Raw genomic sequence first — 20,932 nt, forward strand, 5'->3', positions numbered from 1 at the left:
GTTCTACATCAGGCCCAGATCACTAAAATCGCTGCAATCACTACTAAGCCCAGACCCCAATGCTCGGTACGTGCCAGTTTTTCTTTAAAGAAATATGCCGAAATCAGCATACTAAACAGAATCTCAATTTGTCCTAAGGTTTTCACGACCGGCACACTCATCATGCTCATGGCAGTAAACCAGCCTAGTGATGCCATAAAACTGCACACACTCACTTTAAAAGTTAAGCCCAGACGCTGCCACATGGCCACTAAAGTCTGGCGGCTGAATAGGCTGAGATAGATCAGCATACTGATACACTGAAAACCGATCACTGAGACTAGCACCCATGAAGCACGGTGTATGGTGGGTAGCATCGGTAATTCCAGACTTGCTTCACGCACCAGTAACGAAGTAATGGCGAAACTTAAACCACTGCCAATCCCAATCGCTAAAGTCTTGGTAGACAAGCCTGTCAGCTGACTACCTTTACTTAGCAGGAAAACTGCATAGCCCCCCATCAGCACACCCAGCCAGGCCAGCACAGACAAATGATCAGACAGGAAAATTACCCCGATAATAGCCGCCAGAATGGCTTCACTTTTTGCTAGCCCTACGCCAATTGCATAATTTTTCTGTTTAAACAGCTGCACCATCAGGGCAGTTGCCAGAATCTGGCTGATGCCGGCAATCAGGATGTAGAACCAGTATTTCGGGGTGAAATGCACCACACTTTCAACTGGCTTGAAATAATACAGGCTGCTCAGGTACAGCGCAGCAAATGGCAATCCAAAAATAAAGCGTGCCAGGGTGACTCCCCACACATCAACCGTGGTGCTAAGCTGTTTTTGAAAGGCATTACGCCAAGCCTGCATAAATGCAGCCATTAAAGTAAAAAAAATCCAGCTGAATGCCATCTACTGATCGCTATTACTACAAAAGTGAATTAATTCTATGCCTTAACAAAAGGACTGACTAATTAAAAATAGGATGCAGGCCGATAGCAGAAAGTTTGCCTTAATTTGGAAAGATTCCAGCGGAAAAAACAATTTTATTTTTCTCTTAAAAATCCGGATAATCCTTTTGCATCGGGATAAAACAGATTCCATGTTCTTCCGTATATTTTCCGGTTTCCACAAAACCAAAGCGCTTATAAATATCTAAGGCATAAAGACTGGATTTTACCGTAATACTTGAATGGCCTTGACGGCGGATCTCGCTTTCTAAAAAGCGCCACATTTGCCGGCCATAACCCTGCCCCTGATAGGCCTGATTAAGAAAAAAATGCATGAAGTGTGCAGGTTCCATATAAGCCACGACGCCTATCACCTGATGATCGATTTCTGCCACAAAATAATGAATGTCCGGACGCTCGAAAATGGTCTGGATCATCTCAGGCTGAAAGCGCTGGCGACCTTCTTCCGAACTGATCACGGCATCGACAAAGGGTGCAATCACATCGACAATGGCACGAGTATCCTGAAGATTGGCTTTTCTAATTTTCATGTTTTTTTTAATTCCTCTTTATTAGCTTGCTCACATTAAAAATTTTTTATTCTTAAAAGTTAGCTGTTCTTGAATGGACTTCCCCCAAATTTAAAAACCGGTCGAAATATTTGGTAATATCCTTCAATACGCCTTGTCCGTGTTTTTAAGATGGCAACTCACTCTATTTAAAAATCTATTTATTTAAAAGCTTGTTTAACTATACTTTTTTATTAAAACAAAGATTCAATTGATGTTTCATTTAATATCAAGCAGCCTATATTTACAATTCATCCATATAGAATTTTCAATGAAATTTTTATGATGTTTCTTTATCAGGAAGAAGATTAGGTAGGCATTCTGAACCTTTTTTCGTGTTCATCATCGATAAACATTTTAGGTCGTTCGCTTCCCTACAGGGAGTTTAATGAAACATTTTGAATGTGCCGTCTGCAAGCAACAGCTGTTTTTTTACAAATCAGTTTGTGATCACTGTCTGTCACCGATCGGTTATATCGCTTCGGAAAAAGAGCTATGCGCATTCGAAAAACAGAGTGCTGAGCGATGGGTTCCAATCGCCAAGAACTACCAACATGCCAGTTATAAACCCTGTCACAATTATGTAAATTATCAGGTATGCAACTGGATGATCCCCAGCGATGAAGACGAGGAATTTTGTGAATCCTGTCAGCTTACCCATGTCATTCCTGATCTGGAAAATTCCGAGAACCTGATTTACTGGTTTCGACTGGAAGAAGCCAAACGCCGTTTCCTGTATTTGGCCCAGCGCATGAACATGATGCCACGCCCTAAAAAGTCTGAAGATGATCCATTTGGTCTGCGATTTGATTTTCTCCTGCCTCAAGAAGATAAGCCTGTTTTAATTGGTCATGCTAATGGTGTCATTACCCTAAATGCAATTGAAGCTGATGTTGTTTATCGTGAAACTACACGTGTAAATATGGGTGAAAACTACCGGACTTTATTGGGTCATTTTCGTCATGAAAGTGGCCATTATTATTTTGCGCTCATGCAACATATGCATCCGGAATTGCTAGATGAATTCCGTCAGTATTTTGGCGATGAGCGGCAGGATTATGGCAAGGCACTTGAACGCCATTATAACGAAGGCGCACCAATCAACTGGCAGGAAAAGTATATCAGTGCTTATGCCACCGCCCATCCCTGGGAAGACTGGGCAGAAACCTGGGCACATTATCTGCATATGATGGAAACACTGGAAACTGCCTACTATGGTGGTATGCGTGTCGAAGGAAATGGCAGCTATCTGGCCAGTATGGATTTTAAAGAATGCCCGATTGGTGGACAGGATTTTGAACACATTCTAGAAAATTGGGTCACCTTGACCTTTAATCTGAATGCCTTAAACCGTTGTATGGGCCTGGAAGATGCCTACCCGTTCAAGCTGAGCGAAGCAGTAAAAGACAAGTTACGATTTATTCACCGGCATGTGCTAGAAAAAGTTTTTAAATAATTTAAAAAGTAATTTTTATAGTAAAAATATAGATGGAATCGGATCAGCAAAGTCTGAAAATATGGATTTTATTGTGTATTTTAAAAATTAATATGATTTAAAGAATCCCTGCTCCTGGCGAACCAAGAGCAGCAACTTTTGAATGAATCAGTATTGAGTTTGCTACCTAAATATACGATTTAGGATGGGCTTAAACCAGTTCCACAGCAATCGCAGTCGCTTCCCCACCACCGATACATAAAGATGCAATGCCTTTCTTGCCGCCAGTACGTTTTAAAGCATGAATCAGGGTCACAATGATACGGGAACCAGAAGAACCCAGTGGATGACCAAGTGCACAAGCACCGCCATTAATGTTCACTTTCGCTGGATCAAGTTTAAAGCCATCAATGGCCAACATGGTCACCATGGCAAAAGCTTCATTGATTTCCCAAAGATCGACATCCTGAGCATCCCAACCCGTTTTTTTCAGGATTTTTTCAATCGCACCAACAGGTGCAATAGTAAATTCTGACGGATGCTGCGAATGGTTGGCATAGGCCACAATATTAGCTAACGGTTTTAAGTTGCGCTGTGCAGCAATTTCGCTCGAGGTGATCACCAGTGCTGAAGCACCATCTGAAATTGAACTGGCATTTGCCGCAGTAATGGTGCCGTCTTTTTTGAACGCTGGACGCAAAGTTGGAATTTTGTCAGCCTTGGCATTTAAAGGTTGCTCATCCTGCTCTACTACCACATCACCTTTACGGCTACTTACAGTGACCGGTACGATTTCATCTTTAAAGAAACCTTGCTGAACGGCAGTCACGGCTTTGTTTAATGAACCAATCGCATAGTCATCCTGCTGCTCACGGGTATAGCCTTTTTTATCTGCCATTTCCTGAGCCAAAATTCCCATCGACAGACCTGTTTCAGCATCTTCCAGACCTTCCTGGAACATGTGATCAATGACTTTGCCATGTCCCATGCGGAAACCGGCACGTGCCTTTTCCATTAAATAGGGTGCGTTTGACATCGACTCCATCCCGCCTGCAACCACAATCTCTGCTGAACCAGCCTTGATCGCATCTGCTGCCTGCATCACGGCTTTCATGCCTGAACCACAAATTTTATTGATGGTGGTCGCACCAGTTGAATCCGGTAGACCTGCCTGACGCATGGCCTGACGTGCCGGACCCTGTTTTAAACCGGCTGGCAGTACGCAGCCTATGATCACTTCATCAATATCATTGGCCGCCAATCCTGCACGTGCCACCACTTCTTTAATTGCCACAGCACCCAAATCCGGCGCGGTACAGCTTGACAATGAACCTTGAAAACCGCCCATCGCGGTACGTACTGCATCTACAATTACGATCATTTTAGTTTCATCCTTTTTCATCATTGTTATCAATCCTACATAGCCAAAGCGCTGTAGGGCTGGTCCTTCGCAATCATTGCGGGTTAAGCCTGTGCGGTAAAATAGTCTTCAGGCAACTGCATGACCAGTTCCGCACCGGCCTGAATACGATGGATTCGTGCACTCAAATCCGGAAGTACTTTGGCCACATAGTAATTGCCCAGTACCAGTTTATTCTGGAAGTAGCTGTCGTCTTTGGCTGCAGCGGCTTTGCTAATTCGCGCATACATATAGACAAAGCTGAGCAGCCCAACCGCATGCAGATAATCGACAGCAATCGCGTTAGCGAAATCAGGATTCAGTCTAGACTGCTCGACGATGAATCTGGTGATGTCTTCGAGTTGCTGACAGGTCTCTAATGTCACCGTTTTAATCGTCAATGAATCATCTAGACTTTGTGCAAATTCACGGATTTCAGCAATATATTCCGCGATATAAGAACCATTGCATTTGGTGGTTTTACGCCCAATCAGGTCAATCGCCTGCACGCCATTGGTGCCTTCATAAATCTGTGAAATACGCAGGTCACGAATACACTGTTCCATGCCCCATTCACGGATATAGCCATGACCACCGAAGCACATTTGTGCTTCCAGTGCAGAATCCAGTGCCTTGTCGGTTAAGTAAGCTTTGGCGATTGGCGTCAACAAGGCCACACGGTCAGTCGCTTTACGCACGGCTTCAGGGTTGGTTGAGTATTTGGTAATATCCAGTTGTTGACCCACATACACTGCAAACGCACGCGAAGCTTCATTGTTGGCTCGTACATTGAGCAGCATACGGCGTACATCGCCATGCACCAGAATCGAATCGGCTGGTTTTTCTGGAGATTTTGCACCAGTTGATGCACGGCCCTGTAAACGGTCCGTCGCATATTGTGCCGCATTCTGGTAGGCAAATTCTGCTGCACCAATGCCCTGAATTCCCATAGACAAACGTTCGTAGTTCATCATCACGAACATGCCGGCCAGACCTTCATTTTCATTGCCAACCATATAGCCCTTGGCGCCGTCAAAGTTCATGACGCAGGTCGCCGAGCCTTTAATTCCCATTTTATGTTCGATTGAACCGGCAGATACTGCATTACGCTCACCCAGTGATCCATCTGCATTGACCAGGAATTTCGGCACAATAAATAATGAAATACCACGTGAACCTGCTGGTGCATTCGGAGTTTTTGCCAGCACCAGATGAATGATATTTTCACTCAGATCATGCTCGCCGCTGGTAATAAAAATTTTGGTACCGGTAATATTATATGAACCATCTTCATTCGGTTCAGCTTTGGTCTTGATAATGCCAAGATCTGTGCCGGAATGTGGTTCAGTCAGACACATGGTGCCCGACCATTCACCCGTATAGAATTTTGGTAAATAAGTTTCTTTCTGTTCCTGTGAGGCGCGGTCATTGATGGCCATACCTGCACCCACAGTGAGTAGTGGATAAAGCATAAAAGATGGATTGGTGCTCCAGATCATTTCATCCGCCAGAACCGTGAGCATCTTCGGCATGTTTTGTCCGCCCCATTCTTCAGGAGCACCCAAGCCTACCCAGCCACCTTCGGCAAACTGTTTAAAGGCTTCCTTGAAACCAGCCGGCGTAGTCACCTCACCGTTTTTAAACTGAGCACCACCTTCTTCATCAGCAGGACGATTCAGGTCAAGAATAACATTCTTGGAAAATTTGGCCATCTCTTCCAGAATTGCATTTGCCGTCGCCATATCTAAATGTGCAAGATTTTCATTACGTTGCCAAAATTGTTCCGCTTGGAATACATCATTTAAAATAAATTCCATGTCTTTTAGCGGCGCATTATAAATCGGCATTTTTAAATTCCTTAAAGGGTGATACTCAATCCTGTTGCTAAATATTTTCTAATTTTCATTAGAATACAAACAAGCCATTTTAAAATTGTGATATCCAATTCTTGCAGTATTAAATCTATATCTAGATTCATAAAGTTGCATTGAAAATCACGTCTTCATGTTCAGTATGAGTAACTGAATATACCAGCTTAATATTGATCTACTTTCCGTACTAAACCCTGATGAATATGTGTTTAAAACAGTCAAAGGATTTAGCTTCGTGCGCTGAAACAATAAAATAATTATACTGAAAATGGAATTTTATTTAGCAAAGTTGATCTCTAGGGTTCAGTTTTCTTGACAATATTTCTGGCTGCTCAGCATCGCTATTTTTATTTGTCAGCAGTTGCTGCATAAATATACAAAATGAGATAAATATCACGACCTTAGTTTTATAGCCATCGCGTGCAAAATTGCATATTCTTGAAAGGTTCTTTTTCGAAAAGTATGGACCAAGAAGATGACGACTGTAAGACAGCAGAACTTCCTTCTTCGTAAAGAGAAGATCCTCAGCATGGCGGAAAGCCTGCTACTGGATAATAATCAGGACATTACCCTGAGTGAGCTGGCCAGTGAACTGGACATCGCAAAAGGAACCATCTACAAACATTTTAAAAGCAAGAACCAGTTATATTTAGAACTGATTATTCTGAATGAAAAAAGAATTCTAGAAATATCAAAAAAGCATAATAACGATATTAAAAGTTATGTTTCACAATATATGCTCTATCACATGCTCAATTCAAACCGAACCATCCTGTTGCATGTCATTGAAGAGCGTTTAACCAATAACGAAAAAAATCTGAAAGAGTTATTTCAGGAGCTTTATCGGATTCGTGAAGAACGGATTATCCGGATTAAAGACATCACCCATGATTATCTGGTGGCTTTAGAAAGTGCCATGTCGATTCGCGATTATTTGTCTTATATCTGGACAGTCACCTATGGCGCTTCGCTGTTATTAAATTCGACCAATTACCAAAAAGCGATTGGATCACGCGAACGTTTGATTAAGCTGTATATTAATCAGGCGCTGATGACGCCAGATAAAATCTCATCGGTATGATCACTAGAATAAAAAATGCCTGATTCAATCAGGCATTTTTTATTTGGCTGTATGAGTGCATAAGATCACTTTCGCAATCTAACTCGACAATGATCAGGCTGCCACAGGCGGGAAACCATCTTCGGTTAAAGCTGCCACAATCTCAGACTCATTGACTGTCGATTCAACTTCAACTAGCTTAGTCGCCACATCAATATTCACAGTGGCATTTTCATCCAGATCTTTAATCGTAGCCGTGACACTGCGCGCGCAGCCACCACAAGTCATATTTTCAATACGGAATTTCATGTTTAGCTCCATAGGATCGGTTTAAAAATTGATGTGAATACAGCGCATGTCAGTGCTGTTCAGTTCCGACACCCTGTTCAATCTGTTTTAAAATCTGGCAATCAGACTGTTCATTGCCGGCACACTGCTCAACCGATTGCTGTAAAATTAATAGCATATGCTGCATATCGGCAATTTTCTGTTGTAAAAACTGGATATGTTTTTGTGCCAGCTGTTTGACCTCACTACTCTGGCGTGAGCTGTTCAGCCACAGGCCGAGTAACTCTTTCATCTGCTCTGAAGAAAATCCAAGTTCACGTGCATGCTGAATAAAACTTAATGTTTTAATGTCCGCATCACTATAAATCCGATAACCTGTATCACTGCGTTTCGGAGCCGGCAACAAGCCGATTTCTTCATAATATCGGATCATTTTTGCAGAGATGCCGGACCGTTTTGCGGCCTGACCAATATTCATCATACTAACTCCTTAAACTGCACCGGTTGATAAGCTTTTAATCTCAAGGCATTACTAACCACAAACACAGAGGATAGTGCCATCGCGCCTGCGGCAAACATTGGTGATAACAGAATGCCCCAAAACGGATACAGTACACCTGCGGCAATCGGAATTAAGGCAATATTATAGACAAAGGCCCAAAACAGGTTCTGTTTGATATTGCGCATGGTCGCCTGACTCAAGCCGATGCCTGTCGCCACATGCTGTAAATTGCCTGACATCAACACCACATCGGCTGCTTCAATCGCGACATCAGTGCCGGTACCAATCGCCATACCGACATCGGCCTGTGCCAGTGCCGGCGCATCATTGATTCCATCCCCGACAAAAGTGAGCACGCCGTATTGCTGCTGGAGTTGTCGTACGGCATCGACTTTTTCATGCGGCAAGACTTCCGCAATCACCTGATCGATTTTCAGCTGTTTGGCAATCGCCTGCGCAGTATGCTGATTATCACCCGTAATCATCGCTACTTTGAGGCCTTGTTCATGCAAGGCCTGAATCGCGCTATAAGTAGTCGGTTTAATCGGGTCAGCGACAGCAATAATCGCAGCCAGCTTTTGATTAATCGCTACATATAAAGGACTGCTGCCCTGATCACCGAGCTTTTGTGCAGTGGCTCTAAACAGATCGACATTTAAGCCCAAGTCCTGCATCAGACGCTCCGCACCAATATGCAGCTGCTGACCGGACACCTGTGCTTTGACCCCAGCACCGGTAATCGAATCAAAATCCGTCACTTCACTCAGTTGCAGTTCTTGCTCACGGGCAGCCTGAACAATAGCGTGGGCAATCGGATGTTCAGATTTAGCCTCCACTGAAGCGACTAGCTGTAATACCTCTTGCTGATTAAAATCTGCTGTAACTTCAAAGTCGGTCAGAAGCGGTTTTCCTTCAGTCAAGGTTCCAGTTTTATCCAGCGCGACGACTTTGGTTTGCTGCAATAACTGCAATGCTTCGCCCTTACGGAATAGCACGCCCAGTTCTGCTGCACGGCCAGTTCCGACCATAATTGAGGTAGGAGTCGCCAGTCCCATCGCACATGGACAGGCAATAATCAGTACGGCGACTGCATTTACCAAGGCGTAGGTCAGATTCGGCTCAGGCCCAAACAGGAACCAGACCATAAAGGTCAGGGCCGCCAGTGCCATAACAGCCGGCACAAACCATAAAGTCACTTTATCGACCACCGCCTGAATTGGCAGTTTTGAGCCTTGTGCCTGTTCTACCATCTGAATAATCTGCGCCAGTACCGAATCTTGGCCGACCTTAGTCGCCTTGATTTGCAAGGTTCCGTTCTGGTTTACCGTACCGCCGACCACCTGATCACCGGCCTGTTTGGCCACGGGTAAAGGCTCACCGCTAATCATCGCTTCATCAATATAACTTTGTCCGGCAACGACTTCACCATCGACAGCGACTTTTTCACCCGGACGGATTTCAATCAACATTCCTTGTTGCACATCGGAAATTGCCAGATCAACCCAGTGATCATTCTGTTCTACCCGTGCCGTTTTCGGTTGCAAGCCCACCAGATACTGAATCGCTTCCGAGGTTTTACCTTTGGCTTTGGCTTCCAGATAACGCCCCAGTAAAATCAGCGCGACAATAACGGCGGCCGCTTCAAAGTACACATGCACAGTGGACTGCGGTAACAGCTCCGGAAAAAAGGTCGCAATACAGGAAAAGCCATATGCGGCAATGGTTCCAACGGCCACCAGCGAGTTCATATCCGGTGCCAGACGCAATAGTGCCGGAATCCCATGCTGATAAAAACGCCGTCCCGGAATAATCAGCACCAAAGTGGTCAGTACAAACTGCAGATACCAGCTGTTCTGGGTTCCCAGCGTATGGGCAATAAAATGATGAAATGCCGGAATCAGATGCGAGCCCATTTCCAGAATAAATACAGGCGCTGTCAGAATGACTGCAAGCCATAAATCTCGTTTCAGTTGTGCCGTTTCATTGGCTTTCTTTTCCTGAAAAGCACCATGACTATCTGCCGACATATCCGTACCGGATTTTACTGTAGCCTGATAACCGGCTTTCTCCACAGCAGCAATCAAGGCCGGAATCTGGGCATGCGAGGCTTTCACCCAGGCCGTTTCGGTGGCCAGATTGACCTGTGCTTCGCTGACACCTTCTACTTTCAATAAAGCTTTTTCCACACGTGCCACACATGAAGCGCAAGTCATGCCTTCAATAGCCAGTTCAATGCGATCGCTCTGAATATCAAAACCGGCTTTTTGCACGGCTTGAGTCAGCTTGGACAATGGCACAGAATTGATCGCACTCACATGCGCCTTTTCAGTGGCCAGATTCACTTGTGCATCCAGCACGCCCTCCACTTTTTTTAGGGCTTTTTCTACGCGAGCCACACAGGATGCACAGGTCATGCCTTCAATGTTCAAATCAAACTGTTGCGTCGGTACATCGAAACCGGATTTTTCAATTGCTTGAACCAGCGCAGCGGCAGCAATCGGCTGCTGGCTTTTAATAAAAGCTTTTTCAGTCGATAGATTGACAGACGCCTCGACCACGCCTTCAATTTTTTTCAAGGCTTTTTCCACGCGAGCGACACAGGAGGCACAGGTCATACCGCCAATCTGCACCTGCTGCTCATATAAGCGGTTGCTATCTTGTTCTGCCATACCCATCTCCATGCCTCAACTCACTGTTGATGTTATAGCTTAAACATTCCCATCATGGTAAGGTCAAGTGCTTCATCTGACTATTTTAAAAATAATGCAGCGTCCTGCTGCGATTTAAAATTACCCAATAAAAAAGCCCGAAGATGACTTCGGGCTTGTATGGCAGTATTTAAAATATAAAATGCATCAATGTTATTCGGCAGAAATATCTTCAAACAAGATCGAAGACAGGTAACGTTCACCACCGTCTGGCAAAATCACCACAATATTTTTACTGGCATTTTCAGGGCGAGCCGCCAATTGGGCTGCTGCTGCCATAGCCGCGCCACTTGAAATACCGACTAGGATACCTTCCTGAGCTGCCGTTTTACGTGCCCACTCGACTGCATCTGCGCTATTAATGGCAATCACTTCATCAACGAGTTCTAGGTCCAGATTGCCTGGAATGAAGTTGGCACCAATCCCCTGAATTTTGTGTGGTCCAGGTGTAATGTCTTCACCACGTTTGGCCTGACCAATAATCGCAGACTCAGCAGGTTCCACCGCCACCGAATATAGAGGCTTATTTTTAACTTTCTCAAAGTAACGCGAAATACCGGTAATGGTTCCGCCTGTTCCGACACCTGCGACCAGAATATCGACGTTACCCGCCGTAGCTTCCCAGATTTCTGGGCCGGTGGTTTCTTCATGAATTTTAGGATTGGCTGGGTTTTCAAACTGTTGTGGCAGGAAATACTTCTCCGGGTTCTCATTCAACAGACTCTCGGCTGCTTCAATCGCCCCTTTCATGCCTTTGGCCGGATCGGTCAAGACCAGATTGGCTCCTAAAGCTTTGACTACTTTACGGCGTTCAATACTCATGCTTGAAGGCATGGTGAGCGTCAGTTCATAACCTTTAGCGGCTGCCACAAAGGCCAATGCAATGCCGGTATTGCCACTGGTGGGTTCAACGATGTGCATACCGGGTTTGAGTTTTCCAGATTTTTCAGCATCATTAATCAACGCTGCACCTATACGACACTTGACTGAAAATGCCGGATTACGGCTTTCAATTTTCGCAAGTACAGTGGCAGGATCGGAAATCACACGATTAATACGAACAAGCGGTGTATTTCCAATCGCGTCTGCATTATTACTATAAACCGCTATACCTAAATTATTCGGTGTTGGAAAAGCTGAATCTGTACTCATGATGATATCCCTAATGTTATTGGTTCAAGTCGCTTAAACATCATACAAGCATTTTTTTGCTTTGTAGATGTTTGATGAAACTTGCACTTCATTGCACGAATGTGAACTAAAATACTTTCTACACTATGCAATAAATTTATCTTATCTATCAATATTTAAAATATAATTTTAATTGATAATTCAATTCATTAAAAACCATAAAACTTAACTGTTTTTAGCAAGGTATTACGGGCTAAGACCCGTATAATTAGCGGGCTGTAACTTTATAATGGACATATTGAATGAAAACCGATTTTGAAATCACGACTATGCGCGATTCAGCAGAACAGGTCGTCGGCATTTTAAAATCTCTGGCCAATACCGACCGTCTTCTCATTTTATGTCATCTGTCTCAAGCGGAACTGAATGTTTCAGAAATTGAGGAAATAACTGAGATTAAACAGCCGACTCTTTCTCAGCAGCTCATGATGCTGCGTAAAAGCGATGTAGTAGACACCCGACGCGACGGCAAACAGATTTATTATTCAATTAAAGATCAAAATTTGATTGTAGTCTTAAACACTCTTTATCGATTGTATTGCGGCAATCCAGCTAAATAAAGAATCTTTCTTTTTTCAGTGATCAAGATGAATTTCTTTAAACTCTTATTGATGTCGTTTTAAATCATTAAGATCACGATCATAAGTTTTCGAATGATACGTGACTGACCCAGATGATTCATTTTAAACATGAATCATCAAGAAGCTAGATCAGCTAAGACTTCTTAGCAGAATTTGTGCATAATATATCTATATTTGTGATTTAGACCTTTTTATGCCAAATTCCAAGTCTAAACTTCTGCATAAACTGCCTGCCTGGGCATGGTTAAGCCCCTACACGCCGGTCAAATTTAAATCCGATGTGTTGGCTGCCCTGATTGTGGTGGCAATGCTGGTGCCTCAAGGGATGGCCTATGCCATGCTGGCAGGATTGCCGCCGATCATGGGTTTATATGCGAGCATCCTGCCGATGATCATTTATGCCCTGCTCGGTGGGAGTTCGACTTTATCGATTGGCCCCGTGGCCATCATTTCCATGATGACTTTTGCTACGCTCAATCCACTTTTTGAAGTCGGCTCACCGGTCTATATCGAAGCTGCGACCTTATTGGCACTGATGGTCGGGATTATTTCCCTGCTTTTGGGATTATTTCGTTTTGGTTTTATGATCCAGTTGATTAGTCATCCGGTGATCCAAAGCTTTATTATTGCCTCTGCCTTATTGATTGCTTTTGGACAGTTAAAGTTTTTGGTCGATCTTCCCTTAAAAGCCAATAACATTCCGGAGTTCGCCAGCAGTCTGCTGCAATATTTCCCGCTACTGCACGTGCCGAGCCTGATTTTCGGCCTGCTCTCTATCGGTCTACTGATCTATCTGCCCAAGTTATTAAAATCTCAGGCTGTACAAAGCCGGATCGGCTCTACAGATTTTTTAGTCCGTGCGGTGCCCCTGATTCTGGTGTGTCTCGGCATTGCAGCAATTGTATTTCTGGATTTAAAGCTTCAGGGCATTAAAACGGTCGGTGCAATTCCGTCTGGTTTCCCGCCCTTGTCCTTTCCACACTGGAACTGGGAACTGGTGATGACCTTGTTACCGGGTGCCAGCATGATCGCCATGATCAGCTTTGTGGAGTCACTATCGATTGCTCAAGCCACGGCCTTACAGCAACGCAGTCATTTAAACAGTAATCAGGAACTGATTGCGCTCGGTCTGGCCAATATCAGTGCAGGCGTGAGTTCAGCTTTTCCGGTAACGGGCAGCCTGTCGCGGACGGTGGTGAATGCCGATGCCGGTGCCAAATCACCTATGGCCGGTGTTTTATCCTCGATTCTGATTATTTTTGTGAGCCTGTTCTTTACCGGATTTTTTGAAGATCTGCCGCTGACCATTCTGGCCGCGACGATTATTGTTTCCATCTGGAAGCTGGTTAATTTCCAGCCATTTTTTGATGCCTGGCGTTATTCCAAGGCAGATGGCCTTGCCATGTGGATTACCTTTCTCGGCGTGGTCCTGATTGATATTTCCACCGGTTTGATTATTGGAATCGTGTCGACCTTTGTGCTGATGCTATGGCGAATCAGCCGGCCGCATATTGCGGTTGTCGGTCTGGTGGAAGGCACCCAGCATTTTCGCAATATTCAGCGGCATCAGGTCAGTACCTCCGATCGGGTGCTGTCACTGCGGATTGATGAGAATCTGACGTTTCTGAATGCCAATAGCTTTAAAGGTTATCTAATCAATGAGATCAGCCTGAATGACCAGCTACAACATGTGATTATCAACTGTTCCAGCATCAGTGCGATTGATCTGAGTGCCTTGGAAATGCTGGAAGATTTAAATGCGGAACTGGCCAAACTGGATATTCGCCTGCATTTTGCCGAAGTCAAAGGTCCGGTTATGGACAAGCTGCAAGCTTCTAAATTGATGACGCATTTGAGCGGGCGTATTTATCTGACGCATTTTCAGGCAATTCAGGATCTGGCGCCAGAGATCTTTGAGCAGCATAAAGATTATACGATTTAGAACAGCAGATATTTGAACTTATGGCCGGAGATTCCGACCGGTCATAAGTGCAGTCTTTTCTGAATTTTCAAATATAATTTGAATTTATCTATTTAACTTTGATATTTATTTCATGAATACAATTTTAAAAGCGCTGATTTATTCATCATTTTAAGAAGTTTTTCTTCAATATAAGCGCTGTTTTAAACCAATTAATTTTAGAATAAATTAATAATATCAATATCTTGGTTTTTATATGAAAATATATTTTAAGCCTTGTTTAAATTAAGTATAAAATAGCGCAACTTTTTCCCAAATTTAGCCCTCGTAATTTTCACAAGGCAACCTTATGTTTTCTGCCCTTATGCGCATGAGCCTAGTCTCTCGAATCATCATCGCCATTATTTTAGGTGTGGGTGTGGCTGTGGTATTTCCCGAAGCTACTCCCTCATTAAGCCTATTGGGCGACCTGTTTATTAAAGCCTTGAAGTCTGTTGCACCGATTCTGGTTTTCATTTTAGTTTTAGCTTCTATCGCGAATTTTAAAGTGGGCCAATCCAACGCCGCCATCAAACCGATTATGCTGATGTATGCGGTCGGTATGTTCCTTGCTGCACTGAGCGCTGTGGTTTCAAGTATCTTATTCCCAAGTACGCTGTTCCTGGATATTGCTGCACAAGCTGACTTGCAGCCACCGGGTAGTCTGGTAGAAATCCTGAAGAATTTGCTGCTCAGCTTTGTCGCCAACCCGGTTGTTGCAATTGCTGAAGCAAACTTTATTGGTATTCTGGCCTGGTCAGTGGCATTAGGCATCGCTTTCCGTCATGCATCGGATAGCACCAAGACACTTTTGAATGATGCCGCCTTTGCAGTGAACTATGTGATTCGTTTAGTGATCAGCTTTGCACCTTTGGGTATTTTTGGTCTGGTTGCAGTGACTTTTGCTGAATCTGGTCTGGATACACTGACCAGTTATGCACATTTACTTGCTGTGTTGCTCGGAACGATGGTTTTTGTGGCACTGGTGATTAATCCGCTTCTGGTTGCCTTAATGACGCGTAACAACCCGTATCCACTGGTGTTCACCTGTTTGCGCGAAAGTGGCATTACCGCTTTCTTTACCCGTAGTTCAGCAGCCAACATTCCAGTCAATCTGGATCTGGCAAAACGTCTGGGTGTTAAAGAATCGACTTCAAGTATCGCAATTCCTCTGGGTGCTACGATCAACATGGCAGGTGCTTCTGTGACCATTACTGTATTGTCATTGGCGGCTGTAAATACTTTGGGGATTAGCGTCGATTTCAGCACTATGCTCATTCTTTCTGTGGTGGCAACCGTTTCGGCATGTGGCGCTTCAGGGGTTGCAGGCGGTTCATTGTTACTGATTCCAGTTGCATGTGGCCTGTTTGGGATTTCTTCGGATATTGCCATGCAAGTCGTTGCGATTGGTATGGTCATCAGCGTATTGCAGGATTCTACTGAAACCGCGCTAAATTCATCGACCGATGTTTTATTTACTACAGCAGTGGACCGCGCATCAAATTGATTTTATATTGATTAATCAATATGTTTAGCCAATGATGTTGTTATGCCATTACAGCGTTTACCTACCTGGGTACAATTAGGGGCGTTTTTTCTTGCGGTCAATGCCGGCATGATTAACGTCCTGGGTCTGGTGACGGTACTTCACCAGTCTGTTTCACATATGACCGGTAATGTCAGTATGCTGGCCATGGCCCTGCTAAACTGGCAACCAGAACAGATGTTGTATCTCTTTCTGGTCACACTCTGCTATGTCATTGGTTCATCCTATAGCGGACTGATTCTTGGAAATAGCCACTTTCGCTTGGGGCAGCTTTATGGTTACCCTTTAAGCCTGGTGGCTATTTTTATTTTGATCTGCTGGTTATTATTGCCCTATTTCCCGCGTTATGCCTTGTTATGGGCCTGTGTTGCCATGGGTGTGCAAAATGCCATGGTCAGTCATTATAAAGGTGCCATTATTCGCACCACGCATTTATCTGGCGTACTGACTGACCTCGGCTTAGCGATGGGCTACCGGTTGCGCGGTTTGGAGGTAGAATCACGACGCGTGGTTTTGCATCTGCTTATTTTGCTCGGTTTTTTAAGCGGCGGCATTCTTGCCAGCTGGCTATATCCTTATTTAAAATTAAATGCATTCCTGATCCCGGCAGTGCTGAGTCTGGTTCTCAGTCTCACGTATTGGGTGATTTATTTACGTTATCGACATCAACACGACTAATATCTGGACATTCTCATGGTTAAAAATGCATTGCAGGCACAATTGTTAAAGGCAGGATTGGTCGATAATAAAAAAGCCAAAAAACTGTCTAAACAGGCTGTGCATGAAAAACGCACCGGTGACGGTACCGAGGCTGAAATCAAGGCCAAGATTGAACAAGACAAACAGCAAAAAATGGCCAAAGATCAGGCGATTGAGCAAGAGAAAAAAGCAGCTTTGCAGGAAAAAGAACTGAAAGCCGCAATCATGCAAATGATTAATCAGCACAAAATCCGTAATACTGACGGCGATGCGGTGTATCAGTTTATTGATGACAGCAAAGTCAAAAAGGTCTATTTAAACCAGCAGATCTATAATGCGTTGGTGGCAGGCAGTCTGGTGATTGCACGTGAAAATGATAGCTACGCGTTTTTGCCTAAAGCTCTGGCAGATCGTATTAATGCGAAAATGCAGGGCTTTATCATTGTGAATAATTCAGAGAAAAATGAAGAAACCACCGATGAAGAAGATCCATATGCTGCTTATGTTATTCCTGATGATTTGATGTGGTAAGAATCGCGTTATCATTACTGAAATCTTGAAGATCAGAAACCGGCGAATTCGCCGGTTTTTTAGTTGTAGGCACTTTTATTGAATGATTTGCACCAATAGATATGTTTTAAAAAGTTATCCAATATTAAAAAATCTGATCCAAAACTATAAACTTGATCTAAATTTTTGATTGAAGAGAAAGATCGTTTGGAACAGTTTAATTTTATTCGGAATATTCAAGAATGGGCAGATCAGTACCCATGGCTGGAAATGCTATCTTCACTGAGTATTGTGATCTTACTGGCGATTCTTGCCAATCTATTTGCCAAACAGATTGTGGTACGCGGAATACGTCAACTGATTTCCAGAATGCCTTTTGCCAATAATCAGATTTTTGCTGAGCATAGCGTGATTCGCCGGATTGCCAATATTGTTCCCGCAGTCGTGATCATGAACGGGATTACCACGGTACCGCATTTATCTGACAAGGTTGAGTCCTTTGTGCAAATGGGGGCACAGGCTTTTATTTTCCTGACGATTGCCTTAGCTCTTGGTGAATTACTGAATATTTTTAACCTGGTCTATCAGCGTAATCCCAAGTCACGTAACAAACCGATTAAAGGTTATTTGCAGCTGGTCAAGCTGATTATCTTTATTGTCTGTGGCCTGATGATTCTCGGCACTTTCCTGAAAAAGGATGTCTTTACCTTGCTGGCTGGCTTCGGTGCCATGGCCGCGGTGTTGATGCTGGTCTTTCAAAATACCATTTTGTCGCTGGTGGCGTCGGTTCAGATTTCATCCTATGACATGGTGCGTATTGGCGACTGGATCGAAATGCCCTCGCTGAACGCGGATGGCGATGTCATTGATATGTCATTACATACCATTACGGTACAGAACTTTGATAAAACAGTGACCACGATTCCGACCAATAAACTGGTGACGGATACCTTTAAAAACTGGCGTGGTATGCAGGAAGCCGGTGCGCGCCGGATCAAGCGCTCGATTCATATTGATCAAAGCAGCGTACATTTTATGTCGGCTGAAGAACAGAATAAGCTGAAAAATTTTATTTTGCTGGATCAATACCTGAATACCAAATCAGAGGAACTGGAACAATTTAACCTGCAACTGAGCCATCATTCGCAATATAACCAGCGCCGTCTTACCAATTTAGGAACCTTTCGTGCTTATGTAGAGTTTTATCTGCAACAGCATTCGGGCATTAGTAAAAATCATTCCCTGATGGTGCGCCAATTGCAGCCAACCAGTGAGGGTTTACCGCTAGAGATTTATGCCTTTACCAATACCACCGCCTGGGTGGAGTATGAAAATATCCAGTCTGATATCATGGATCATCTGCTGGCGATTATTCCGGAATTTGGTTTAAAAGTGTATCAAGCGCCTTCAGGTCTTGATTTAAAGGAAGCATTTACTCAACCGTCTTCTATTATTACTTAAACACAAGTCATCCAATCTCAAGCCTGAGGTGCCGCTGCATTTCAGGCTTTTTTATTTCCTCATCTATTTAAAACCTGACTGGCATAAATCTGGCTTTAGTTTAATTTTTATAATCCAAGTTTTAATTGAGTGAATCATTTTGTGGCAATTTCACCCAATTACGGGCTTAAAAAAACAGAATCCTTTATAATTCCCGAAAAGCAAAATGCATGATAAGAGTACGATAATGTTTCGATGGCTTGAAAGACTGGTTGACCCCTATCCCACCAAAAATCTGAACCAACCTTTACCGACCAAGTTTTTTCCATTTGTCTGGCAGGCAGCCTATGGAGTCCGCCGTTATTTGCTGATTCTGGTACTGTGTACTGCCGGTGCTGCCAGCTTCGAAGCTTTTCTGTATTCAAAAATTGGTGAGCTGGTGAACTGGCTCAGTAAAAGCCAGCCCGATACTTTTCTGGAACAGCATGCTAGCAATTTAACCTTACTGAGTATTGTTCTTCTGGCCAATATTTTTTTCGCTAGCGCCCAATCCCTAATTAAGCATCAGATTTTGTATAGCAATTTCCCGATGCGTTTACGCTGGCGCTTTCATAATCTGCTCATGAAACAAAGCCTAGATTTTTTCCACAATGATTTTGCCGGACGATTATCGGCCAAAGTTATGCAAACCGCTCTGGCAGTACGCGAATTCTGGGTCATTCTGGGTGACATGCTGGCTTATGTGCTGATTTATTTCATCACCATCAATATTGTTTTGGGTGCAATTTCACCCTTGCTGATCATTCCATTGATGGTCTGGCTAGCCTTGTTTATCTGTGCAGCGTGTTATTTCATTCCACGTTTGAGCAAAATTTCCAATGCTCAGGCGGATGCCCGTGCCGTCATGACCGGGCGTATCACGGATGCCTATACCAATATTCAGACTGTCAAGCTGTTTGCTCATGCCGGTCGTGAAAGCCAGTATGCCAAGACCTCTATGCAGGAATTTATGGTAACGGTATATAAACAGATGCGTCTGGGTGCCCAATACGAAATCAGTATTTTACTGCTGAGTGTAGTGTTATATGGCGGCGTACTGGGTACTGCGATCTGGTTGTGGATGGAAGGTCAGGCCGAGCTGGGCATTATTGCTGCAACTACAGCAATGGTACTGAAACTGAACAGTATTGCCGAATTTATGATGTGGCAGACCTCTGCCCTGTTTGAAAATGTCGGTACCATTCAGGATGGTATGAAAACTTTAGGCCGAAAAATTGCCATTGAAGATAAACCGGGTGCCAAAGAGCTACAGCTCAATCACGGTGAAATTAAATTCGAAAATGTCAGCTTTGCCTATAATGATAAAAACGTGATTGATCAGTTTAATCTGACCATTCGCCCAGGTGAAAAAATTGGTATTGTCGGCCGTTCAGGTGCCGGAAAATCTACCCTGATTCAACTGTTGCTGCACTTTTATCATATCAATCAGGGTCGTATCTTAATCGATGGTCAGGATATTGACGATGTGACTCAGGACAGTTTGCGCAAGAACATTGCATTAGTAACTCAAGATACTTCGTTGCTGCATCGCACTGTCGCGGAAAACATTAAATATGGTCGTCCGGATGCGACTGATGAAGAAATGTTTGAAGCCGTGCGTAAAGCCAAAGCGGAAGAGTTTATTCCTAATTTGACCGATTTGCGTGGCAAAAAAGGCTATGAAGCCTATGTCGGTGAACGTGGTGTGAAGCTTTCTGGTGGTCAGCGTCAGCGAATTGCCATTGCACGTGTATTCCTGAAAGATGCGCCGATTCTGATTCTGGATGAAGCGACTAGTGCGCTGGATTCTGAAGTCGAAGCCGCCATTCAGAACAGTCTGGACGACTTGATGCAAGGTAAAACTGTGATTGCCATTGCGCATCGCTTGTCGACCATTGCCCAAATGGATCGTCTGATTGTACTGGATCAGGGTCGAATCGCCGAGCAAGGCACGCATGATGAACTGGTGGCATTGAATGGTATCTATGCCCAGCTTTGGCAGCGTCAAACTGGCGGCATGCTGATTCAGCAACAGGTCAAAGCATCAAAAGATCATGAATAATATGATCTGTAGAAGATTTCAAAACTTCTGATCATTTGCTCGTCCTTAATATTGAACAGGTCTGGAAAAAGGAAAACTTTGCCAGACCTCTCTTTTTAAAATTTTCTCTACAGATGAACAGCAAGTTGCCATCTATCT

The 20,932-nt window shown here is 43.9% G+C and carries 17 protein-coding genes; 9 read left to right on the top strand and 8 right to left on the bottom strand.

Going from position 1 to position 20,932, the window contains the following annotated elements; genetic code table 11:
• Positions 1-8 precede the first annotated feature (8 nt).
• Together F995_RS11640 and F995_RS11645 are read right to left on the bottom strand one after the other, a co-directional pair.
• Entirely contained in the window at positions 9-896 is an 888-nt protein-coding gene (locus F995_RS11640; protein ID WP_004647049.1) for a DMT family transporter, read from the bottom strand.
• A 145-nt stretch (positions 897-1,041) separates the two neighbouring features.
• Positions 1,042-1,485, bottom strand: coding sequence for a GNAT family N-acetyltransferase (locus F995_RS11645; protein WP_004647050.1), 444 nt, complete (start codon positions 1,483-1,485; stop codon positions 1,042-1,044).
• A 406-nt stretch (positions 1,486-1,891) separates the two neighbouring features.
• Here F995_RS11645 and F995_RS11650 point away from each other — a divergent pair, with 406 nt between their 5' ends.
• Positions 1,892-2,959, top strand: coding sequence for a zinc-binding metallopeptidase family protein (locus F995_RS11650; RefSeq protein ID WP_004647052.1), 1,068 nt, complete (start codon positions 1,892-1,894; stop codon positions 2,957-2,959).
• A gap of 190 nt (positions 2,960-3,149) precedes the next feature.
• Here F995_RS11650 and F995_RS11655 read toward each other — a convergent pair whose 3' ends face one another.
• Both F995_RS11655 and F995_RS11660 read right to left on the bottom strand, forming a co-directional pair.
• Complete coding sequence (locus tag F995_RS11655; protein ID WP_026055775.1) at positions 3,150-4,319, bottom strand: thiolase family protein; 1,170 nt, start codon at positions 4,317-4,319, stop codon at positions 3,150-3,152.
• 83 nt (positions 4,320-4,402) lie between these two features.
• Positions 4,403-6,184, bottom strand: a complete 1,782-nt coding sequence (locus F995_RS11660; RefSeq protein WP_004647054.1) for an acyl-CoA dehydrogenase C-terminal domain-containing protein — start codon at positions 6,182-6,184, stop codon at positions 4,403-4,405.
• 499 nt (positions 6,185-6,683) lie between these two features.
• Between F995_RS11660 and F995_RS11665 the strand changes: the two genes are divergently transcribed.
• Positions 6,684-7,289, top strand: coding sequence for a TetR/AcrR family transcriptional regulator (locus tag F995_RS11665; protein WP_004647055.1), 606 nt, complete (start codon positions 6,684-6,686; stop codon positions 7,287-7,289).
• Positions 7,290-7,382: 93 nt separating this feature from the next.
• On the opposite strand, the gene F995_RS11670 is transcribed toward F995_RS11665, so the two are convergent.
• The 4 genes from F995_RS11670 to cysK form a co-directional block, all read right to left on the bottom strand.
• The gene (locus F995_RS11670; RefSeq protein ID WP_004647056.1) at positions 7,383-7,577 is read right to left on the bottom strand and encodes a heavy-metal-associated domain-containing protein; all 195 of its coding nucleotides are present in this window, start codon (positions 7,575-7,577) and stop codon (positions 7,383-7,385) included.
• Positions 7,578-7,626: 49 nt separating this feature from the next.
• On the bottom strand, positions 7,627-8,034 hold the full coding sequence (cueR, locus tag F995_RS11675; protein WP_026055776.1) for a Cu(I)-responsive transcriptional regulator: 408 nt from the start codon (positions 8,032-8,034) through the stop codon (positions 7,627-7,629).
• Positions 8,034-10,733, bottom strand: a complete 2,700-nt coding sequence (locus F995_RS11680; RefSeq protein ID WP_004647059.1) for a heavy metal translocating P-type ATPase — start codon at positions 10,731-10,733, stop codon at positions 8,034-8,036. Before F995_RS11680 ends, cueR begins: the two co-directional genes overlap by 1 nt.
• 186 nt (positions 10,734-10,919) lie before the next feature.
• Positions 10,920-11,918: a cysteine synthase A gene (gene cysK / locus F995_RS11685; RefSeq protein ID WP_004647060.1), complete on the bottom strand. Its 999-nt coding sequence runs from the start codon at positions 11,916-11,918 to the stop codon at positions 10,920-10,922.
• Positions 11,919-12,199: 281 nt separating this feature from the next.
• Between cysK and F995_RS11690 the strand changes: the two genes are divergently transcribed.
• The 7 genes from F995_RS11690 to F995_RS11720 all read left to right on the top strand — a co-directional run bounded on the left by F995_RS11690 (position 12,200) and on the right by F995_RS11720 (position 20,794).
• On the top strand, positions 12,200-12,517 hold the full coding sequence (locus tag F995_RS11690) for an ArsR/SmtB family transcription factor (RefSeq protein WP_004647061.1): 318 nt from the start codon (positions 12,200-12,202) through the stop codon (positions 12,515-12,517).
• 214 nt (positions 12,518-12,731) lie between these two features.
• Positions 12,732-14,480 (top strand): SulP family inorganic anion transporter, encoded by a 1,749-nt coding sequence (locus F995_RS11695; protein ID WP_004647062.1) that lies wholly within the window; start codon positions 12,732-12,734, stop codon positions 14,478-14,480.
• A gap of 328 nt (positions 14,481-14,808) precedes the next feature.
• Positions 14,809-16,005, top strand: coding sequence for a serine/threonine transporter SstT (gene sstT / locus F995_RS11700; RefSeq protein WP_004280414.1), 1,197 nt, complete (start codon positions 14,809-14,811; stop codon positions 16,003-16,005).
• A gap of 42 nt (positions 16,006-16,047) precedes the next feature.
• Entirely contained in the window at positions 16,048-16,722 is a 675-nt protein-coding gene (locus F995_RS11705; protein ID WP_004647063.1) for a YoaK family protein, read from the top strand.
• Positions 16,723-16,737: 15 nt separating this feature from the next.
• Positions 16,738-17,274: a DUF2058 domain-containing protein gene (locus F995_RS11710; RefSeq protein WP_004647065.1), complete on the top strand. Its 537-nt coding sequence runs from the start codon at positions 16,738-16,740 to the stop codon at positions 17,272-17,274.
• 165 nt (positions 17,275-17,439) lie between these two features.
• On the top strand, positions 17,440-18,714 hold the full coding sequence (locus F995_RS11715) for a mechanosensitive ion channel family protein (RefSeq protein ID WP_004647066.1): 1,275 nt from the start codon (positions 17,440-17,442) through the stop codon (positions 18,712-18,714).
• A gap of 226 nt (positions 18,715-18,940) precedes the next feature.
• Positions 18,941-20,794 carry an ABC transporter ATP-binding protein gene (locus F995_RS11720; protein ID WP_004647067.1) on the top strand — a complete coding sequence of 618 codons (1,854 nt, stop codon included), beginning with the start codon at positions 18,941-18,943 and terminating at the stop codon, positions 20,792-20,794.
• The last annotated feature ends 138 nt before the right edge of the window (positions 20,795-20,932 follow it).

It is taken from the genome of Acinetobacter sp. CIP A162 (assembly GCF_000367905.1).
Taxonomy (GTDB): Bacteria; Pseudomonadota; Gammaproteobacteria; order Pseudomonadales; family Moraxellaceae; genus Acinetobacter; species Acinetobacter lwoffii.

Excerpts from the sequence above, each read along its gene's own strand:
- cueR (WP_026055776.1), bottom strand. The coding sequence starts at position 8,034 with ATGAATATTGGTCAGGCCGCAAAACGGTCCGGCATCTCTGCAAAAATG.
- sstT (WP_004280414.1), top strand. The coding sequence starts at position 14,809 with ATGTTTTCTGCCCTTATGCGCATGAGCCTAGTCTCTCGAATCATCATC.
- F995_RS11680 (WP_004647059.1), bottom strand. The coding sequence starts at position 10,733 with ATGGGTATGGCAGAACAAGATAGCAACCGCTTATATGAGCAGCAGGTG.
- F995_RS11640 (WP_004647049.1), bottom strand. The coding sequence starts at position 896 with ATGGCATTCAGCTGGATTTTTTTTACTTTAATGGCTGCATTTATGCAG.
- F995_RS11710 (WP_004647065.1), top strand. The coding sequence starts at position 16,738 with ATGGTTAAAAATGCATTGCAGGCACAATTGTTAAAGGCAGGATTGGTC.
- F995_RS11705 (WP_004647063.1), top strand. The coding sequence starts at position 16,048 with ATGCCATTACAGCGTTTACCTACCTGGGTACAATTAGGGGCGTTTTTT.
- F995_RS11720 (WP_004647067.1), top strand. The coding sequence starts at position 18,941 with ATGTTTCGATGGCTTGAAAGACTGGTTGACCCCTATCCCACCAAAAAT.
- F995_RS11690 (WP_004647061.1), top strand. The coding sequence starts at position 12,200 with ATGAAAACCGATTTTGAAATCACGACTATGCGCGATTCAGCAGAACAG.
- cysK (WP_004647060.1), bottom strand. The coding sequence starts at position 11,918 with ATGAGTACAGATTCAGCTTTTCCAACACCGAATAATTTAGGTATAGCG.
- F995_RS11665 (WP_004647055.1), top strand. The coding sequence starts at position 6,684 with ATGACGACTGTAAGACAGCAGAACTTCCTTCTTCGTAAAGAGAAGATC.
- F995_RS11695 (WP_004647062.1), top strand. The coding sequence starts at position 12,732 with ATGCCAAATTCCAAGTCTAAACTTCTGCATAAACTGCCTGCCTGGGCA.
- F995_RS11670 (WP_004647056.1), bottom strand. The coding sequence starts at position 7,577 with ATGAAATTCCGTATTGAAAATATGACTTGTGGTGGCTGCGCGCGCAGT.
- F995_RS11645 (WP_004647050.1), bottom strand. The coding sequence starts at position 1,485 with ATGAAAATTAGAAAAGCCAATCTTCAGGATACTCGTGCCATTGTCGAT.
- F995_RS11650 (WP_004647052.1), top strand. The coding sequence starts at position 1,892 with ATGAAACATTTTGAATGTGCCGTCTGCAAGCAACAGCTGTTTTTTTAC.
- F995_RS11655 (WP_026055775.1), bottom strand. The coding sequence starts at position 4,319 with ATGATCGTAATTGTAGATGCAGTACGTACCGCGATGGGCGGTTTTCAA.
- F995_RS11660 (WP_004647054.1), bottom strand. The coding sequence starts at position 6,184 with ATGCCGATTTATAATGCGCCGCTAAAAGACATGGAATTTATTTTAAAT.